General features: G+C 38.1%; 14 protein-coding genes. 8 read left to right on the top strand and 6 right to left on the bottom strand.

Annotation, left to right across the window (positions count from 1 at the left end; translation table 11 throughout):
- Window positions 1-33: 33 nt before the first annotated feature.
- The 4 genes from ppk1 (at window position 34) to BXY58_RS10515 (ending at window position 7,436) form a co-directional block, all read left to right on the top strand.
- Window positions 34-2,103: a polyphosphate kinase 1 gene (gene ppk1, locus BXY58_RS10530; protein ID WP_120213998.1), complete on the top strand. Its 2,070-nt coding sequence runs from the start codon at window positions 34-36 to the stop codon at window positions 2,101-2,103.
- A gap of 41 nt (window positions 2,104-2,144) precedes the next feature.
- The gene (locus BXY58_RS10525) at window positions 2,145-3,035 is read left to right on the top strand and encodes a Ppx/GppA phosphatase family protein (RefSeq protein WP_120213826.1); all 891 of its coding nucleotides are present in this window, start codon (window positions 2,145-2,147) and stop codon (window positions 3,033-3,035) included.
- Between the two features lie 116 nt (window positions 3,036-3,151).
- Window positions 3,152-4,171: an LLM class flavin-dependent oxidoreductase gene (locus tag BXY58_RS10520; protein ID WP_120213825.1), complete on the top strand. Its 1,020-nt coding sequence runs from the start codon at window positions 3,152-3,154 to the stop codon at window positions 4,169-4,171.
- Window positions 4,172-4,385: 214 nt separating this feature from the next.
- Complete coding sequence (locus tag BXY58_RS10515; protein ID WP_120213824.1) at window positions 4,386-7,436, top strand: choice-of-anchor I family protein; 3,051 nt, start codon at window positions 4,386-4,388, stop codon at window positions 7,434-7,436.
- Window positions 7,437-7,801: 365 nt separating this feature from the next.
- Here BXY58_RS10515 and BXY58_RS10510 read toward each other — a convergent pair whose 3' ends face one another.
- From BXY58_RS10510 to lpxB, 5 genes are all read right to left on the bottom strand, one after another.
- A complete protein-coding gene (locus BXY58_RS10510; RefSeq protein WP_371868496.1) occupies window positions 7,802-9,349 on the bottom strand; it encodes a flotillin family protein in 1,548 nt (515 codons plus the stop codon).
- A 15-nt stretch (window positions 9,350-9,364) separates the two neighbouring features.
- Complete coding sequence (locus BXY58_RS10505; protein WP_120213822.1) at window positions 9,365-9,931, bottom strand: NfeD family protein; 567 nt, start codon at window positions 9,929-9,931, stop codon at window positions 9,365-9,367.
- Between the two features lie 67 nt (window positions 9,932-9,998).
- Entirely contained in the window at window positions 9,999-11,795 is a 1,797-nt protein-coding gene (locus BXY58_RS10500; protein ID WP_120213821.1) for a ComEC/Rec2 family competence protein, read from the bottom strand.
- 103 nt (window positions 11,796-11,898) lie between these two features.
- On the bottom strand, window positions 11,899-12,354 hold the full coding sequence (locus BXY58_RS16930) for a DUF1569 domain-containing protein (protein ID WP_170144221.1): 456 nt from the start codon (window positions 12,352-12,354) through the stop codon (window positions 11,899-11,901).
- A gap of 351 nt (window positions 12,355-12,705) precedes the next feature.
- Window positions 12,706-13,809 (bottom strand): lipid-A-disaccharide synthase, encoded by a 1,104-nt coding sequence (gene lpxB, locus BXY58_RS10490; RefSeq protein ID WP_120213819.1) that lies wholly within the window; start codon window positions 13,807-13,809, stop codon window positions 12,706-12,708.
- A 282-nt stretch (window positions 13,810-14,091) separates the two neighbouring features.
- On the opposite strand from lpxB, the gene BXY58_RS10485 reads away from it, so the two are divergent.
- Genes BXY58_RS10485 through BXY58_RS10475 form a run of 3 tightly spaced genes read left to right on the top strand, consistent with a single transcriptional unit; the run spans window position 14,092 to window position 16,566 of the window.
- Window positions 14,092-14,592, top strand: coding sequence for a DUF2480 family protein (locus tag BXY58_RS10485; protein ID WP_120213818.1), 501 nt, complete (start codon window positions 14,092-14,094; stop codon window positions 14,590-14,592).
- 6 nt (window positions 14,593-14,598) lie between these two features.
- Window positions 14,599-15,867, top strand: a complete 1,269-nt coding sequence (locus tag BXY58_RS10480) for a protein O-mannosyl-transferase family (RefSeq protein ID WP_120213817.1) — start codon at window positions 14,599-14,601, stop codon at window positions 15,865-15,867.
- Between the two features lie 45 nt (window positions 15,868-15,912).
- Entirely contained in the window at window positions 15,913-16,566 is a 654-nt protein-coding gene (locus BXY58_RS10475; RefSeq protein WP_120213816.1) for a DUF937 domain-containing protein, read from the top strand.
- Between the two features lie 32 nt (window positions 16,567-16,598).
- Here BXY58_RS10475 and BXY58_RS10470 read toward each other — a convergent pair whose 3' ends face one another.
- The gene (locus BXY58_RS10470) at window positions 16,599-16,817 is read right to left on the bottom strand and encodes a 30S ribosomal protein THX (RefSeq protein ID WP_120213815.1); all 219 of its coding nucleotides are present in this window, start codon (window positions 16,815-16,817) and stop codon (window positions 16,599-16,601) included.
- A gap of 336 nt (window positions 16,818-17,153) precedes the next feature.
- Here BXY58_RS10470 and aspS point away from each other — a divergent pair, with 336 nt between their 5' ends.
- On the top strand, window positions 17,154-18,908 hold the full coding sequence (gene aspS, locus BXY58_RS10465; RefSeq protein WP_120213814.1) for an aspartate--tRNA ligase: 1,755 nt from the start codon (window positions 17,154-17,156) through the stop codon (window positions 18,906-18,908).
- The last annotated feature ends 574 nt before the right edge of the window (window positions 18,909-19,482 follow it).

Here is a 19,482-nt window from a genome sequence, read left to right as displayed (position 1 = left end):
TTTATTAATTTTGAGATTAACAAAACCTCATCAATGCCACAACAATTCAACCCGCGCGATATCACTTGGCTGGGCTTCAACGCCCGCGTGCTTCAGGAAGCTATGGATAAAAGTGTTCCCATCCATCTCAGAATCCGTTTTCTTGGAATTTTTTCCAATAATCTGGACGAGTTTTTCCGTGTTCGTGTGGCAGGATTGAAGCGTGCCATGGACTTCAAACAAAAAGTTCTGGCAGAATCTTTTTATGATGCACCATCAAAGATTTTACAAAAAATCAATAAACTGGTCATTAATCAACAGGAAGATTTTGACAGAACGTGGAAAGATGTTCAGCGTGAAATGGCGAAGGAGAAAGTCTTTATTAAAGATTATAAACATCTGACCACCGAGCAGAAAGAGTTTGTAGTAAAATATTTTGATGAGGAAGTCGAGTCCAATGTAATTCCGATTTTACTGCACGATAACAAACCGATGCCTTATTTAAGGGAAAAAAGTCTTTTTATTGGTGTTGCGATGCGAAGAAAAGAATGGCAATATGAAAGCCAGTATGCCATCATAGAAGTTCCGGTAACGGCCAACGGAAGATTTGTCCTGCTTCCGACTGAAGATAAAGAACAAAAAGATGTGATGCTTCTGGAAGATGTCATCATTTATAATCTTCCGCATATTTTCTCATATTTCGGTTACGACGAATTTACAGCGCATTGTTTCAAAGTCACAAAAGATGCCGAATTTGACCTCGACAATGACATCAAAACCACCTTGGCAGACAAAATCGAAAAAGGTGTCAAAAGCCGGCGGAAAGGGAAACCGACACGTTTTGTTTTTGACAAAGAAATGGACAAAGCTCTACTGGAATTTCTTATTAAGAAGCTCAGTCTCACCAAGCGAGACAGTATTATTCCTGGCCAGAAGATTCACAACTTCAGGCATTTTATGGATTTTCCTGATGTCTTTAAAGCTTATCAAAAACCAGCCGAGAGAACTGCGTTTATCCATCCCGAATTTGCAAGAAAACAGCGTGTCACCGATGTCATTATCAAGAAAGATGTTTTGCTGACATTTCCATATCATTCTTACGATTCGGTGATTGACCTGTTGCGGGAATCGGCTATGGACCCAGATGTGAAATCGATTCAGATTACGGCGTACCGATTGGCATCGAGTTCTAAAATCGTGAATGCTTTGATCAATGCCGTTAGAAACGGAAAAGACGTCACAGTAATGCTCGAGTTGCGCGCGAGGTTCGACGAAGAAAACAACCTGGAATGGAAAGAGCGCCTGGAACTTGAAGGTGTCAAAGTTCTTCTCGGCATCCCGAACAAAAAGGTGCACGCCAAACTGTGTGTCATCAAAAAAAGGGTGAATAATCGGACTATTCAGTATGGTTTCGTGAGCACGGGAAATTTCAATGAAAAGACTGCCAAAATCTACGGCGACCATCTGCTGATGACGTCCAACCGTGCAATAATGGCAGATATTAATAAAGTGTTCACGGTTCTCAACAAACCAAAAGTGGATCCCACTCCGGCGCTCAAAACCTGCAAAAATCTCTTGGTCTGTCCACAGTTTATGCGCGAGAAAATCATCGCACACATTGACAAAGAAATCGAAGAAGCCAAAGCCGGACGCAAGGCAGAGATGATTATCAAGGTGAATTCCCTAAGTGATAAAACCCTGATCCTGAAAATCTACGAAGCAGCAGAAGCCGGCGTGACAACCAAAATGATTGTCCGAGGAATTTTCTGCGCAGTGAATCAGAAAAACTTTAAAACAAAGTTCCATGCGGTGAGTATTGTTGACGAATATCTGGAACACGCCCGAGTGATGTATTTCTATAACAAAGGTGCAGAAAATATGTATATCTCCTCCGCCGACTGGATGACTAGAAACCTGGATTACCGCATCGAAGCAGCAACGCCGATTCTTCAGAAAAATCTAAAAAAGGAACTGAAAGAACTGCTGGAGATCCAACTGGAAGATAATGTTAAGGCGAGGATTCTGGACAAAAATATGCGGAATGAGTATGTAGAATCAGACAAAAAACAAAAAATCAGGTCGCAGATAGAAATCTATAATTACCTGAAAAACCAGAAGTATTAAGATTTTTACTTTAAATTTATACTTTAATTCGCCACAAGACAATGATAATCGCCGCTATAGATATCGGAAGTAATGCCGCCAGACTGCTCATCAACGAAGTCAAACCATCCAACGGAAAAACCGAATTCACTAAGCTTAATCTGCTGAGAATTCCTTTGAGATTAGGTTTTGATGTGTTCAGTAATGGCGAGATCGGTGCAGAGCGGAAACAAATGGTTATTAATACAATGAAAATCTTCAGCCAACTGATGGCGATGTACAAAGTGGATCATTACCGCGCATGCGCTACCAGTGCAATGCGGGATGCCCGGAATGGTCAGGAAATCATTGATATCGTCAAAGAACAGGCGGACATCAACATAGAAATTATCTCCGGCGACGAAGAAGCGACTTTAATTTATGAGAACCACGTCGCAGAAGGCCTTGACAAAGATTTCGCTTATCTTTATGTGGACGTCGGTGGCGGTTCTACAGAACTCACCTTCTACGAAAACAATAAGATGAAGTACGAACACTCCTTCAACATTGGAACCATCCGATTGCTCAACGGACTCGTTACGGCCGAGATGTGGGATGAGATGCATAACGAAATCAAAGACAAAATCAAGAGCAAAAAACCTGTGGTAGCAATTGGTTCCGGCGGTAACATCAACAAAATCTTTTCTTTAAGCAAAACCAAAGATGGCAAACCAATGCCTGTTTCCGTCATTAAAAAGTACTTGAAAGAGATGCAGAATCTTTCGATAGAAGAACGGATGCATCGCTACCAGTTCCGTGAAGACCGTGCCGACGTTATCGTACCAGCCCTTCAAATCTTCAACAATGTGATGAGTTGGGCGGAGATTAAGCATATCTATGTTCCGAAGATTTCTGTGGCAGATGGACTCGTAAAAAGCATTTATTACAATCTCAAGAAAAAGAAATCAATCTGATTTTTTATGTTCCGTAATTCTCCCGACAAAAATTTCTGACACATTCATAATTACCTTACATCAATGTGAGCTAAAATCCTAAAGTCTAAATTTGTGTATATAAAAATGAGATTATTATGGAATTAGGAATTGGGATGTTCGGCGATGTTGCTCTGGACACAAAAACCGGAAAATATAGAGATGCCAGCGTAAAACTTAACGAGATCCTTGAGCAGGTTAAGCTGATGGATCAAGCTGGTCTGGACGTTTTCGCAATGGGTGAGCATCACCGTGCAGATTATGCCGTATCCTCTCCCGAGATTCTTTTGGCTGCCGCTGCAAGCATCACGAATAATATAAAACTAGCAAGTGGCGTAACAGTTCTTAGCTCATCGGAACCTGTAAAAGTTTATGAAGACTTCTCGATGATTGATTTGATTTCAAAAGGTAGAGCAGAAATTTTTGTGGGAAGAGGAAGCTTCATTGAGTCTTTTCCATTATATGGTTATGATCTGTCGGATTACAATCAGTTGTTTGAAGAAAAATTAGACCTTTTACTAAAGATCAATAATGAAGAAAACGTCAGCTGGAGCGGCATCCTGAGAAGACCGATGGAAAATCAAACGGTTTACCCAAGAGCTTTCAACAACGGCGTGCTACCAATTTGGGTTGCAGTTGGCGGAACACCTGAATCTGTTCTACGAGCAGCGAAATTAGGATTACCATTAGTTGTCGCTATTATCGGCGGAATGCCGAGACAGTTCAAAAACCTCATCGAATTCTACAAGCAGGAATATCTGAGAGCAGGACACGACGAGAGCAAAATGCAGATTGCCATCCACTCGCACACCTTTGTGAGTGATGATCAGAAAGACATTGACCAATACTTCTTCAACTACAAATCTCAGATGGACAGAATTGGCAGAACGCGTGGCTGGGCGCCTTATACTAAGGAACAGTACAATGGTGGCCGCAGCAAAGACGGCGCATTATTCATTGGAAGCGCAGATGAAGTGGCAGACAAAATCAATGAGGTGAAAGAGCTGTTTGGATTGACAAGATTCATCGGGCATATGGATGTTGGGGATCCGGCACACGACGTGATGATGAATTCTATCGAATTATTCGGGGAAAAAGTAGCGCCACAGGTCAGATAACAAGATTGTAGCGACCTTACAATTAATAAAAAGATAAAATTAATATAACAGATGCCGGAAATATTTTGATAAGGATTCCGGCATTTTTCGTGCGTTAAAAATTTCGCAGATTAACCCAACATTAATTAAAAATTCTTAAATATTTTTTAAGATTTAATTAAAATATTGACCAATAATTATAGTCATTTTTGCTCAAATCCAAATAAAAGTAAAAATGAAAAACAACTACCTTTTCAAAGGTCTTTTGCCGATTGCTGCTATGTTTTATAGTACAACCCAAGCACAAACATTAATCCATTACTGGAACTTCAACAACAATGCAAATGTTGCAGCCATTACCACGCCTACCTCAACTCTTCTTAATGGTTCTATCAACGCCAGTTCAACCGGCACAGGGAGTACGGATACTTTTGTAGATTTTGCAGGAGGAACTGGCCAAAACTTCAATGTGGATAACCTGAATGCCAGAAACGGAGATGCTTCCGGAACACATCTGAGATACAATTATCCTATCAACGGAAACATCCAATTCAATATCCCGACAACTGGTTATAACAATGTGGTTGTAAAGTTCTCAACGAGAAGGTCTGGTTCTGGAGCAGGAAACCAGGTTTGGACCTACTCTCTGGACGGGACAAATTTCCTTGAATATCAAACTATTATATCAAAGGATGCGAACCCGGAGCTAATTACTTTTGATTTTTCAGGAATTGCAGGTGTTGCCAACAATCCTAATTTCAAGCTCAAAGTTCAGTTTGCTCAAGGCGCCGGCGGTACAGTAGGAAATAACAGATTTGACAATTTTACCGTAGATGCTGATGCTATCGGAGAAGCTGACACAACCGCGCCTACAGTAACTTATTCGCCAGCAAACAATGTGAATAACGCTTCTACAACCGTTAATCCTACAATCAAATTCAATGAGAATGTGAGACTGATTGATAACTCACCGATTACTTCTGCCAATGCTCAGAACCTTGTTGAATTGAAATTGAATAACCCTTCCGGAAATAGCGTTCCTTTTACAACGACATTTGCAGACAATCAAATTACAATCATCCCGACTGAAGGATTGATTCCAAATCAAGCTTATTATCTGGCACTGAAACCTAATGTAGTTGAAGATGAAAGCGACAATGCTGTTACAGCTTCAACTTCGAGCACATTCTCAACGGCGGGAACCAGCATTTTATTAGACAAAACTTTGATTAAAGTTGATGAAAGTGTAGGAACTCTGGCATTCAAAATTAATGTTACGAACCCTTCTAATGCATCAGTTAATCTCGTTGCAAAGCCAGCTTTCGGAACTGCAGATAGCAATGATTATACATTTACTTCTGAAATTATTAATATAGTCCCCGGAACTTCTACCTACACCGTTAATATCCCAATCATTGATGATGCTACGCTAGAGCAACAGGCAGAATATTTTGTTCTAAATCTTGAAAATCCTGTGGGCACTACAATTTCAGGAGACGCTTCTTCCACCGTTTATATTATTGATAATGATAAACCAGCACCAGCGCCATCAAACCAGATCACTTTAAATTACATCGGAAGTTTTGACCCTTCCAGTAATGGAAACAGCTCTACAGAGATTGTTGTTCACGACCCACAGACTCAAAGATTGTTTACAATCAGTTCTATAACAGATGTTTTTGACATCATTGATTTCTCCAATCCGACAACACCAACGGTTATCAAAACTGTTGATATGAAGCCTTACGGTGGCATCACCAGTATCGCTGTGAAAAACGGAATTCTTGCAGTGGCCTCTCCAAATGGAACGGATGCACAGAGCAATGGTTCCGTGGTTTTCTTTGACACACAGGGAAATTTCCTGAAGCAATTAACGGTGGGGGTTTTACCGGATATGGTAACTTTCACGCCGGATGGCAAAAAGGTAATGACCGCCAACGAGGGCGAACCCAACGATGCTTATACGGTTGATCCGGAAGGTTCTATCAGTATTATTGATATTTCATCAGGAATTCCAAATATTTCTCAGTCTAATGTAACCACACTTTCTTTTGCAGGCTACAACACTCAGGAAGCAGCATTCATAGCGTCAGGCGGAAGAAAAGTTAAATCAACGAGTACATTAGCTCAGGATCTTGAGCCAGAATATATTGCTATCAGTTCTGACAGTCAGAAAGCCTGGGTGTCTTGCCAGGAAAATAACGGAATTATCGAGGTTGACCTTACGACTAATACTCTAGGAAACCTCTGGGGATTGGGCAAAAAAGATATGAGCCTGCCCGGAAATGGCTTCGATGCGTCTGATAACAATGGCGAAATCCTGATTGCGAACTGGCCTATAAAAGCTTACTACAATCCGGATGCAATGGCTTCTTTCAAAATAGGAAATACCGATTATCTTGTGACAGCTAACGAAGGCGACGAAAAAGATTTAGGTGGCTTCAGCGAGAGAACTACTGTTGGAGCGAATGGCTATGTATTAAATCCAAATAATTTCCCGAACGCCTCTATCCTGAAAGCTTCTCACAATTTAGGAAGATTCAGAGTGACGAATGTGAATGGAAATACCGATTCCAATCCGGATTTTGAGGAAATCAATGCGTTGGGAGCAAGGTCTTTCTCTATCTTCAATGCGGATACAAAACAAATCGTCTATGACAGTGGCGACGAGTTCGAAAGATACATCGCAGCCAACCACCCTTTGATTTTCAATGCAGATAACGAGGCGAATGGCGCCAAAGTAAGAAGCCGTGCAAAAGGCCCTGAGCCGGAAGGCGTGGCACTTGGAACGATTGGCGGGCAGACTTTCGCATTCATCACGTTGGAAAGAACCGGCGGTGTAATGGTCTATAATGTGACCGACCCGACCAACGTGACGTTTACCGATTACAAACACTCCAGAATGACATCAGCCTATGGTGGCGACAACGGCCCGGAAGGCATTACCTACATTGCTCCTCAAAACTCTGCGACAGGGAAAGGTTATGTGGTTGTGGCCAACGAAATCAGCGGCACACTATCAATGTACGAAGTAGCGCTTTCTCCAACTTTAGCTAACAGCGATACGAACAACGAAAAAGCAACGTTCAACATCTTCCCGAATCCTGTGAACAAAGGAAACATCCTTTATTTCAACAGAGCGCAAGGTTACGAATTATATGATATGTCCGGCAAAATGCTGTCCAAAGAAAATAATGCTTTGACCATCGATACATCCGGACTTTCCACAGGGGTTTACCTGGTAAAAACTTCGGAAGGTTTCGTGAAAAGAGTTATTGTAAAATAGACTTCACAATCAATTGATGAATAAAAAGCCTCAAAAATCTGGGGCTTTTTTATGTTTTTAAAGTTAGAAAAATGGCCTTCTGCAAGTACTATGAACAGAGGGTTTGTGGAGATAGCCAAAAAGGTCTTGATGTTTTCATTAAAACAACTTGATGTTTTGATAAAAAGGTCTTGATGTTTTTAACCAAACAAATTGACCTTTTTTGATAAGGATAAACGTGAAAAATTGCCCTTTTGAAAATCTGATGAACAAAGCGTTTGTAAAGGTCGTCAAAAACACACGTGTGTTTTTATTAAAACGTCCGTACCTTTTTAGAGAAAGATACGGACATTTATAAATATTAGAGTGATTCTTAGGAAATCTGTTTAAGAATGTCCTGCGCCATCATCCGCTTTTGGCAGCGTGTCCTGCTTCACTTCTTTGACTTCTACGACCTGTTTTTCATCTTTTCCTTTAAGGTAAGACGGCAAATCCAGTCCGGCCATATTGAACAGATCATTGAGTGGAGGAACGGTTTTCATCATTCCCGAAACGAAGTTGGCAGTTGAGGTATTGCCATCCGGATTGTTTCCGCTATCCCAAACCGTTACTTTATCAATCTTGATATTCTTCACCGCTTCAACCTGAGTTTTAACCAACTCCGGTAATTTCTCAATCAATAGTAACTGGAAGGCGCTGTTGGTATCTCCGCCCGCAGCCTGTACTACTTTGTCGTAACCTTCTGCTTGTTTCGTCAGGATCTCGAATAAACCTTTCGCTTCCGCTTCCATTTTAGCAAAGATCGCGTCGGCTTCCCCTTTGGCTTGTAGCCTGATTTTCTCAGCTTCAGCTTGCGCATCGATGATTGCTTTTTGTTTTGCAATTTCTGCAGGAACTACAATATTAGCCTGTTGCGTGGAACGTTCTCTTTCTGCTCTGGCTGTTTCCGCTTTTTGCTCAGCCACATAGGATTCTTCCAAAGCTTTCGCTGCCTGAACTTTCTCAGCCGCTGTTGCAATTCTCAAAGCTTCTGCTTCTTTCTCCCTTCTTTCCGCGTCAGAATTTGCAATGGTAATTTTCGCCTCATTCTCTCCTTTTACCGCCAGTGAGTTAGCTTGGGAAGTCGCAATACGCGCATCTCTTTCAGCCTCAGCTTTACCGATGGATTCATCTTTCCCAGCTGATGCAATGCTGATTTCCCTATCTTTTTGAGTAATCGCAATCTTAACGTCTCTGTCTCTTTGCGTCTCGGCAATCTGTGTATCTTTTTCCCTGTCGGCAATTGCTTTTCCTGTTTCCCCGATTTTGGTTTGTTCGGCTACGGAAATAATCGCTTCGTTAATCGCTTTTGCTGCAGCTTCTTTTCCAAGCGCCTCGATGTAACCGGACTCATCTCTGATATCGGTAACGTTAACGTTGATTAATTTAAGACCAATTTTCTTTAATTCGGTATCAACGTTTTTAGAGATATTGTCTAGGAATTTATCGCGGTCTGAGTTGATTTCCTCAATCGTCATCGTGGCAATCACCAAACGTAACTGACCAAATAAGATGTCTTTTGACAACTCCTGAATCTGCTCCGGAGACAATCCCAATAATCTTTCTGCAGCATTGCCCATAGAATCTGGTTCAGTAGAAATCGCAATCGTGAATCGGCAAGGAACATCCACACGGATATTCTGTCTTGATAAAGCATTAGTTAAATTAGCTTCGATAGAAATCGGTTTCAAATCCAGATAAGCAAAATCCTGAATCACTGGCCATACAAACGCACCACCACCGTGGATACACTTGGCAGAGCTGCCGCCGGTCTTTCCGTAGATAACCAAAATTTTGTCGGACGGACAACGTTTGTAGCGCGAAATCAACGCCAAGAATGTTACAAATAATACGAATACCCCGACCAGAATCAGAATAAAAGTTCCATTAATCATTTCCATATAAAGTCATTAAATTTTTTCAACAATTAGTATTTTTTCTTCGATGCGGACAATCTTGACGAGATTTCCGGAAGGGATTTCTTCGGTTTCAGTTACTGCCAATAGTTCGTGATTACTTCCATTTAGCGATACCTGAACTTTACCTTTACCAGATTTCTGCGCGGGAATTCTAAGGTAAACTTCCGCTGTTTTGCCAATCAGTTTATCGATATTGAAGGTATTGTCTTCCGTCAGTTTCAAAATCTGTTTGATAACAATAAAGAAAATTACCACAAACAAACAGCCTACAATAGCTGCTAAAATGACAAGGAACATTTGGTTTTGAAAACTATGATAGAAAGCTACACCTGTCCATCCAAATCCCATCAAGAAATTAATCAGATTCCGGAACGAGAACAATTGGAAAGGCCCGTGAACCGCGTCTAGGTCGCCATTGAAATCAGCGTGCAAACCGTCGGTGAAATCGGTACCGACAATGGTAAAAATCAATTGAATCAGGAAAATAAGACTGGCAATAATAGCGACCCACCAAAAGGCCTGCTGTAAAGTACTCATCCCGATAAAGAAATCCATCATAGTTTTGTTTTTCTTAAAAATACATATTTCTTATGAAAAAGGCAAGACTTTATTTATAAAAACTATATTACTTAAAATTATATTGTTTTCCCTGATAAACAAAAGCTTCCGAATCTGAAGGAATATAATTGATTTTAAAATCCTTGACTCGTCTTGAAGTTATATAAGGATTGATAACGAAATCCCGGATCTTGTCTTCATTTTTATTTTCTTTCATCCAAAATACAACTTGATCTTTGTCTTTGACGCTCACGATCTTTTCTTTGTAAAAGCTGTGAACCAGCATCTCTTCTTTGTTATATTGATGAAAATTAAATGCAATTCTCAACGCAAAAAATAGCATTAAGCAAACCCCAAACCTCAATAGATTCTTAGGATTGAAACAATCTTTTATTACAAATTTTAAAAAGTAAATCATTAAAAGAAGAATGCTCAATTCTATCAAATTAACTGAGATGTTCCGGCTCATCAACGATTCGAAGCCGGAAAACCAATGAATGAGTTTTAGAACATAGCTGACGAAACTATCGAACGCAGTATATAAATATGGAATGTTGCTAAAACCAAAAGCAATCAAAATCACCATCAATAAAGAAGAAACAATAATCAGTTCCGACAACGGAATAATCAGAAGATTCGCAACAATTGATACCAAAGAAAACTGATGAAAATAAAAAATTGCCAAAGGCAAAGTCGCAATCTGTGCCGCAAAAGTCATTGCTGAGATTTCATAAAAGAATTTTTCTATTTTGAATTTCGGTTTTCTGAACAGTTTTTTAATTGGACTCGTCAACCACCAAATGCCCAAAACCGCTACATAACTCAACTGAAATCCGACATCAAACAATTGCTGTGAATCGACAATCAAAAGAATAAAAGCCGACAACGCCAAAGAATGCAGCAAGTCGGATTTTCTCTGTAACAAAACCATTATATAATAACAAGTAATCATCAGACAGCTCCGCATCACAGAGTTTCCGTAATCGATAAAAATGGCGAATGTCCAAATCAGGAGAATACTCAGAACGATTGAAACTTTTCTAAATTTTACTGGGAGAATTTGATTCAAAATTAAAAGGGTGAGCCAGAAAATAATGACCATATGCGAACCTGAAATCGCTAAAAGATGAACCAAACCGGTCTGATTAAAGTCTTTGACTGTTTCAGCATCCGTCTCAGTTCTGTCAGCCAAAATAATTCCTTTAAGAAATTCCTGAATCTTCGGAGACAAAGAAGAATGATTGATTTTATTGAGAATATCCAAACGCTTTTGCTTGATTTTATCTTCAAAAGAAACGGTTTGTTTTTCAGTTTTCAGAATATCATTCGGAAGGTAAGCCTGAAAATAAACATCTTGTCTTGCCAAGTATTTTTTATAATCGAATTGAAAATCATTTTTAGTTTCTTCCGGCTGATGAATGTAAACCTCCGCTTTATAATAATGTTGAAAATCCAAAGCTTCAATATCTTTTGGAATACTAATTACAGTTTTGAAAGGAAAATTTTCTTTTTGTTTTAAATCCGAAATGTCAAGAATATCAACATAATATTTCTTGTTCTTTTCATTGGAATTGAGCTTCTTATCCACTTGAAAAACAACGTTTTCTTTTTCTTTGAGCTTTGGCAAAGTTGGTTGTTGAGAATTCTGAAAATGGACAAAAATGCCGATTGAGAAAAAGAAAAATCCTAAACAATAATATTTGATGCGTTGAAAAAACTGATCCCTGATCAATAGTGAAAACAGAGAAGCCGAAGAAATTATCAGCAATGAAAAAATGGGAATCTGACTCATTATCAGGTATTCCTGAAATAGAATCCCGAGAATGGAACAGAGCAGCAATATAAATAATGGCTGTTTTTTCATTGAAGTTCATTTGTGTTTTTGTGTGTTTTTATGAAAGGCTTCGAGTACGCTCAGCCTGACAATATTGACATTCTAATGTCTCGGAATAAAGATAAGAAATATTTTATTTCAAAATATCATTAACAATCTTTAAATGATGATTGGTATGAAGAGCTAAAAACTTAAGCGTTGTTTTTTTATCGAGGTCGCCAAGAAAAGGATGCGTGATATAGGATTCTAAAGGTAGATTTTTCACAGTTTCCAATCTTTCCTTTGCCAGATTCAGAAGCTTTTCGATACTATCTTTAGTTGGCGTTTCTAATGGAATGAATTGCTTTGGAGACTTAATTTTCCCTCTCGGAATCAATCCGAAATTGAGAAAAATGAATTTCTTAACGCTGAATTTCGGTTTGTAGTTTTCTGGATTGGTCATTGTCAAACCTTTCAGACTCCCGTTCAAAATTAAAAGAGAATGTTCCAGATGCCAACCCACAGAAGCTTTGGAAACGTTTTCATTCTCTTTATTGATTTCCGGTAAAAGCGATTCGATTTTTTGCAGTTGGTCTTGTATTTTAATCATATAATTTGTTTTAATCGTAAAGTTCCAAACTAAATTTGTTAAAAATACAGGGAGTACAATCAAAGTCGACCCTAAATCTAAAGTTAAGATTAAAATCGAGATAATAATTATAATTATTGGCAAAAAGCTGACAAACCTTTTATATTTTACTTGCTTAAAGCTATCCGCAATGTAGAGTAATATCGAATTAAAAAGTCCTATAATTAATATAAATGGTAATACCGTTTCAATAATAAGTCTTACTTGAGAAAATTGTGTCTTTCCCATTATCAAAGCCGGAATATATGCTATAACAAATACAACAATCGGAAATAGAAAACAAAATAAAACTGATTTTAAAATCTTCATTTTCTAACCATTTACAATAAGTTCTGCTGCGTTCTGACTGGCACCGCTTCCTCCGAGTTTGTTTCTTAGAACTTCGTAATTATTCAAAACATCATCTCTTTTATCAGTACTGAGGATCTTATTAAGTTCTTCAACGAGATTTTTAGTATTCAATTCGTTTTGGATGAGTTCTGTTACAACTTCTTTGTCCATAATCAGATTGACAAGTGAAATATATTTGATATTCTTGATCAGTCGTTTCCCGATTTCGTAAGAAATTCGGCTACCTTTGTAGCAAACCACTTCCGGAACATTCAGCAAAGCAGTTTCCAGAGTTGCCGTTCCCGAAGTTACCAAAGCGGCTTTGCAACATCTCAGCAAATCGTAAGTTCTATTCGAAACGAAATGAACATCATCATCCACAAATTGTTCATAAAAATCTTTATCAAGACTTGGCGCACCGGCAATTACGAATTGGTAATCCGGAAAGTTATTTCTCACGGACAGCATTGTTTCCAACATTTTAGAAACTTCCTGTTTTCTGGAACCTGGGAGAAGCGCAATGATTTCTTTATCGTTAAGCTGATTCTCCTTTTTGAATCCCTGAATGTCAATCGGTGGCAAACCTTCAATCGCGTCTAATAATGGATGTCCAACAAAATGGGCTTCGACCTGATGTTTTTTGTAAAAATCTTTCTCAAAAGGAAGAATCACCAGCATCTCATCCACGTATTTTTTAATCGTTTCTACACGACCTTCTTTCCAAGCCCAAAGCTGAGGCGAAATATAATAAACAACCTTAATTCCCAATTCTTTCGCAAACTTTGCAATCCTCAAATTGAATCCCGGATAATCTACCAGAATCAAAACATCCGGTTTGTTTTCCTGGATGTCTTTTTTACAGAATTTGATATTGTTGAGAATGGTTCTCAGATTCTGAACCACTTCCAGAAAACCCATAAAAGCCAAATCACGGTAATGCTTGACCAAAGTTCCGCCTTGTTTCTGCATCAAATCTCCGCCCCAAAAACGAAAATCTGCGTTTTGGTCTTTTTGTTTAATGGCTTTCATTAAGTTGGAAGCGTGCAAATCACCGGAAGCTTCGCCTGCTATGATGTAATATTTCAAGGTTTATGGATTTTAGATTTTGAAAGTCTTTTCAATAGATAAATCTAAAGAAGTTTTCCATTCAAAATAATTAACTTTGAACAAAATTAAAGCTTTTTGAGCGATTAGGATTGGGAAAGTTCTAATCTGGTTAAATTTGTTTTTTTACAGACAAATCTCATAGCCCCGATAGTAGCGGCATCTTTTTTCTTTTTTGCAAAAAAGAAAAAGATATAGCCCTTCGACAAGCTCAGGATAAACTACTAGCGGGATTAAGCTCCTAAAAATATTAGTATTAAGAAAATGAAAGAAATCGTAAATAAAGTTGCAGGAAGCGGATTGGTGAATTTTGATATTTCTGACTTGGTTCCGAAAGGGAAACGTTTGGGAATCGATATCAAAGATTTTCTTTGGGAAGGGATGATTCTGAAGGAAAAAGATTTCCGTGAGAAAATTAAAAATATTGATGAGGAAATCTACAGAGACGCTTATGTTTACATTTATTGCTCTGAGGATGTGATCATTCCACTTTGGGCTTACTTTCTAATTACTTCTAAAATTACGGATGCTGCGAAGAAAATTGTTTTTGGGAACCGTGAAGATCTTGAAGTTCTGCTGATGCACAACGCCATCCAGACCTATGACTTTTCTGAGTTGCGCGATAAACGTGTCTTGGTGAAAGGCTGTAGCGATGAACTGATTCCGAACAACGCTTATGTAGAATTGGTGGAACAACTGAAACCGCTTGTAAAATCTCTGATGTTTGGAGAAGCTTGCAGTAATGTCCCTATTTTTAAAAATTAAGCTTAGATGAGGAATCTTTACCGAATTTTCTTTTTTTCTTTTCTATTTTTATTTTACCGCTATTTTAGCTTTTCAAAGGTTCCTTTTGGTGATGCTTTAGGATTTGTAAATCTGGCAGAAATTAATCAATTTACAGATGATACTACTGTTTTTGGTAAGTTTCTTTACACTAACTTTCTGGTTGGCTTTAAACAAATTTTCAGCTTAGACTCTATTCCTGCGGTTAGATATTTTAACCTGATTTTTTCGATTTTAACTTTAGCTGTTATTTTTTCAATTATTAAACTAAAGTTTAAGGAGGAAATCTACGCTTATATCGGAACGCTAATTCTTGCTTTTAGTTTTACGTTTTGGAAACAGACAGAAATTATTGAAGTTTATACCTTTAATAGTTTTTGGATTGCGCTTTATACCTATTTTTCCCTTCAATTTTTAGAATCTAAAAAACACATTCATCTTTTCTGGTCAAGTCTTATTTTAGGATTATCTTTTTGGGCTCACGTTCAGAATATCATGCTTATACCTGGATGGCTTGTTCTTAACTTTTATGCTTATAAAAAATTCAAAGTCAATATTTTATCCAGTCTACTAATTTTTTCATTCTTTGCCTTTGGATTATATCTTTTAGCATCTATCAACGGTTATGATGCTTCAAAAGTTTACGGTTCCGGCAACTCTGATTGGGTTACAGGAAGTATTAACAAAGGAGTTTATGGTTTTGCCATGGATATTGCAGTGGCTATCGGTTATCTGATATACAATTTTTGGTTTTTCACCATTCCAGGAGTTTTAGTCATTTTCAAAAAGCTGAAAACTATAAAAAATTTTAAAAATCAATATTATTTAATTAGTTTTTTAGCTCCTTTTGGATTTGCAACCATCTACAATGTATCAGACAATTATGTTTTCTTTTTGAACTCTTATTTGTACTTTTTACTTTTTATAATGGAAGGACTAATTATTATCAGAAATCATAAACCAAGATTATACAAAAACATTTCATTATCTGTTTTGTTTACCCCTTTTTTCTATGTATTAAGTTTTTTTGTTATTTCAAAAACACCTCCAGGTCAAAACTTTGAAAAAGATAAATCTTACAAAGGCGGCTTGTCATATTATCTTTTTCCTTGGATGAATAATAACATTGGTGTTTTAGAATATTATCTTGGCGACAAAACACCAACTGATACATCAGATTTTATGTATAACAATTGTCAGGAGTTTTTAAAACTCAGAAAAGCAAAAAATTCTTTGGAGGAAATCAAAAACTTTTAGTCTTATTGTTTATCTTTACTAATAACATTTTTAAAAACATAAATTATGAGTCTATTAGACCTTATCACGGGAAGCGCTGGTAATCAAGTCGCTGAACAAGCTGAAAACAAATTCGGAATCAGCAAAAATCAAATCATTGCGTTATTGGTTGTAGCAGCACCATTGGTCATCAGTTACCTGAAAAAGAAATCGGAAAGTCCCGAGGAAGCTGACAAACTGAATGCAACCTTGGACAAACATCACGATGGAAGCATCCTAAACAATCCAGCTCAAGCGCTTGAAAGAGAATCCGAAGGAAACTCTATCCTTGACCATATTTTCGGTGGAAACAAAGCCAACGTAGAAAACCAATTATCCGCAAATACAGGAATTTCTATGGACAAAATAGGACCGGTTTTGGCAACTTTGGCACCTGTCATTATGGGGTATATTGGTCAGCAAAAGCAAGCCAACAATGTTAACTCCGGAGGCGGATTAGGAGATTTGTTAGGCGGAATTCTTGGCGGTTCTGCTCAGGAAGCTCAGGCATCCAACAATCCTTTGAGTGATATTCTGGGAAGCGTTATCGGCGGAGCAACCCAATCTTCTGGCGGAGGTTTGGGAGATATTATAGGCAATGTTCTTGGCGGTGGAAATCAGCAGCAACAATCTCAACAAGGCGGATTGGGTGGATTGCTGGGAAGCATTTTTGGAAAATAAATTCCCAACATTAAAAATATAAAAGCCGAAGATTATTCTTCGGCTTTTTTTGTTCGTTTTGCTTTCGGTTTTTCCTCGGTTTCCTCTGCTTTTTCAGCTTTCGGTTTCGCTGCTTTTGGCTTTGGTTCGGCCTTTACTTTGGTCGGTTTCTCTGTTACAGCTATTGGTTGAGAAGATTTTCTCGGTCTTGTTTTGCCGTAGCTTCCGCGTACTCTTTTTCCTTTGGTAGATTTTTGATCACCTTTTCCCATAATAATTAAGTATTTGATTATTACGAATTTATGAATTAATTTTTAATTATCCAATACTTTGGGCGTATCCCTCTCCAATGCTCAGCAGCCTCTCGGGTCGGGCTATCCGTTCCTATCTTTTCCTGTTCAAAGAACAGAAAAAGGATATCCACTACTATCCCTTACACGCTGCGCCAAGATTCAACTTTTGACATCAAAAAACCTTTCAACATCAATCAAAATTATTTCTCACAAAACCTTATCTTTGCACTCGAAAATTCAAGGTACAAAGTTCACAATTCAAAGTTGACACATCGAACCTTAAACCTTGAACATCTAAACTTTAAACTAAATTTTATGTTCCGTACACACACAAACGGCGAACTGACGCTGGCAAATCTGAATGAAAAAGTAACACTTTCCGGTTGGGTACAAACCATCCGTGACAAAGGTTTTATGATTTGGGTCGATTTGCGAGATCGTTACGGTATTACACAGTTGGTTTTGGACGAGGAAAGAAGCTCAAAAGAATTGTTGGAATCGGCTAAGAAATTAGGTCGTGAATTTGTGATTCAGGTAGAAGGAACTGTTATAGAACGTGCTTCCAAAAACCCAAAAATTCCAACCGGCGATATCGAAATTTTGGTTTCCGATTTAAAAATATTAAATGCTTCTGAACTTCCTCCATTCACTATCGAAGACGAAACTGATGGTGGAGAAGAGTTGAGAATGAAATACAGATATCTGGATATCAGAAGAAATCCCGTAAAAGACAAACTGATTTTTCGTCACAAAATGGCGCAGAAAGTTAGAAATTATCTTTCTGATAACGGCTTCATCGAAGTTGAAACACCTGTTTTGATTAAGTCAACTCCAGAAGGTGCGAGAGATTTCGTAGTTCCAAGCAGAATGAATCCCGGACAGTTTTACGCTTTGCCACAATCGCCACAGACCTTTAAGCAATTATTGATGGTTGGCGGAATGGACAGATATTTCCAAATCGTAAAATGTTTCCGTGACGAAGATTTACGTGCCGACAGACAACCGGAATTCACACAAATCGATTGCGAAATGGCGTTCGTAGAGCAGGAAGACATTATGAATGTTTTCGAAGGAATGACCAAAACATTATTAAAAGACATCACAGGAAAAGAGTTTGGAGATTTCCCTAGAATGACTTTTGCCGATGCAATGCAGAAATATGGAAACGACAAACCGGACATCCGTTTCGGAATGGAATTCGTGGAACTGAATGAATTGGTTAAAGGAAAGGATTTCAAAATATTCGATGATTCTGAATTAGTTGTCGGGATTAATGTTGAAGGAATTGCTGACTACACAAGAAAACAAATCGATGAATTAATAGATTGGGTAAAACGTCCACAAATCGGAGCAACAGGAATGGTTTGGATTAAATTCCAGAACGATGGCGTTGTGACTTCATCAGTTAACAAATTTTATTCAGAAGAAGATTTGAAAAAAATCGCTGAGAAATTCGGAGCAAAAGCTGGAGATTTGATGTTCTTAATGAGCGGAAATGCGGATAAAGTGAGAACACAACTTTCTGCTTTGAGAATGGAATTAGGAAACCGTCTTGGTTTAAGAAAGGGAAATGAATTCGCGCCACTTTGGGTTGTAGATTTCCCACTATTGGAATTTGATGAAGAATCTGGAAGATACCACGCGATGCACCATCCATTCACTTCTCCAAAAACAGAAGACTTTAGTTTATTGGAAACCGACCCGGGAAAAGCAAGAGCCAATGCTTATGATTTAGTTCTAAACGGAAACGAAATCGGTGGAGGTTCTATCAGAATTTTTGATAAAGATTTACAGTCAAGAATGTTTGATTTGCTTGGTTTCTCAAAAGAAGAAGCTGAAGCACAATTCGGATTTTTAATGAATGCTTTCAAATACGGAGCACCACCTCACGGAGGTTTAGCTTTTGGGTTTGACAGATTGGTTGCAATCTTGGACGGAAACGAAGTGATTAGAGATTACATCGCATTCCCGAAAAACAATTCAGGACGAGACGTAATGATTGATGCGCCGGCGCCGATTCATCAGGAACAGCTCACAGAATTAGAATTGAAATTGGATTTAAAATCATAAATTAGAAGCGAGGAAATTTTTTCTCGCTTTTTATTTTTCCCATTGAAATACGTTGATACATCAGACCGATAAGGAAACTGATTAAACAGGACCGCACGGTGACTAAATGGTGTATAAATCGGACCAGATTATCTACAAACAGCCGTAAATCACTCTGACATCATAATCAGGAAATATATCGTAATTTAAATCTATTAATCTAAAAATGGATATAATAATAGGATATAATTGCTATCAAAATGTTTCTCAGAAAGAATAAATGCTAAGGGGAATTATTTATACTTATAACGGCAAAAGACTGCATCTTAATCTGAAAATGAAAAATCCCCGAAGCCTTTCGGCTTAGTGTTAATTGAAACCGGCACTTTCTTTTAAGGCTAATTAAAATAGGAAAATGGTAAGCAGCAAAAAAGCTTATGAGCGTATAGATGATAGGATAGATTTTTGATTATATATAATTAAAGGAAGGGACTAAAATAAAAACAAAAAACCTTCACTCAATAAAGAATGAAGGTTTAAAAAAACTGGCGGCGACCTACTCTCCCGCTTATCGCAGTACCATCGGCGCTAGAGG

This window comes from Epilithonimonas arachidiradicis (genome assembly GCF_003610695.1).
GTDB classification, from domain to species: Bacteria; Bacteroidota; Bacteroidia; order Flavobacteriales; family Weeksellaceae; genus Epilithonimonas; species Epilithonimonas arachidiradicis.
This window is presented reverse-complemented; position numbering and strand designations above follow the sequence as displayed.

What these genes read in the sequence shown, in the direction of transcription:
- ppk1 (WP_120213998.1), top strand. Translation starts at nt 34, where the DNA reads ATGCCACAACAATTCAACCCGCGCGATATCACTTGGCTGGGCTTCAAC.
- BXY58_RS10525 (WP_120213826.1), top strand. Translation starts at nt 2,145, where the DNA reads ATGATAATCGCCGCTATAGATATCGGAAGTAATGCCGCCAGACTGCTC.
- BXY58_RS10520 (WP_120213825.1), top strand. Translation starts at nt 3,152, where the DNA reads ATGGAATTAGGAATTGGGATGTTCGGCGATGTTGCTCTGGACACAAAA.
- BXY58_RS10515 (WP_120213824.1), top strand. Translation starts at nt 4,386, where the DNA reads ATGAAAAACAACTACCTTTTCAAAGGTCTTTTGCCGATTGCTGCTATG.
- BXY58_RS10510 (WP_371868496.1), bottom strand. Translation starts at nt 9,349, where the DNA reads ATGATTAATGGAACTTTTATTCTGATTCTGGTCGGGGTATTCGTATTA.
- BXY58_RS10505 (WP_120213822.1), bottom strand. Translation starts at nt 9,931, where the DNA reads ATGATGGATTTCTTTATCGGGATGAGTACTTTACAGCAGGCCTTTTGG.
- BXY58_RS10500 (WP_120213821.1), bottom strand. Translation starts at nt 11,795, where the DNA reads ATGAAAAAACAGCCATTATTTATATTGCTGCTCTGTTCCATTCTCGGG.
- BXY58_RS16930 (WP_170144221.1), bottom strand. Translation starts at nt 12,354, where the DNA reads ATGATTAAAATACAAGACCAACTGCAAAAAATCGAATCGCTTTTACCG.
- BXY58_RS10485 (WP_120213818.1), top strand. Translation starts at nt 14,092, where the DNA reads ATGAAAGAAATCGTAAATAAAGTTGCAGGAAGCGGATTGGTGAATTTT.
- BXY58_RS10480 (WP_120213817.1), top strand. Translation starts at nt 14,599, where the DNA reads ATGAGGAATCTTTACCGAATTTTCTTTTTTTCTTTTCTATTTTTATTT.
- BXY58_RS10475 (WP_120213816.1), top strand. Translation starts at nt 15,913, where the DNA reads ATGAGTCTATTAGACCTTATCACGGGAAGCGCTGGTAATCAAGTCGCT.
- BXY58_RS10470 (WP_120213815.1), bottom strand. Translation starts at nt 16,817, where the DNA reads ATGGGAAAAGGTGATCAAAAATCTACCAAAGGAAAAAGAGTACGCGGA.
- aspS (WP_120213814.1), top strand. Translation starts at nt 17,154, where the DNA reads ATGTTCCGTACACACACAAACGGCGAACTGACGCTGGCAAATCTGAAT.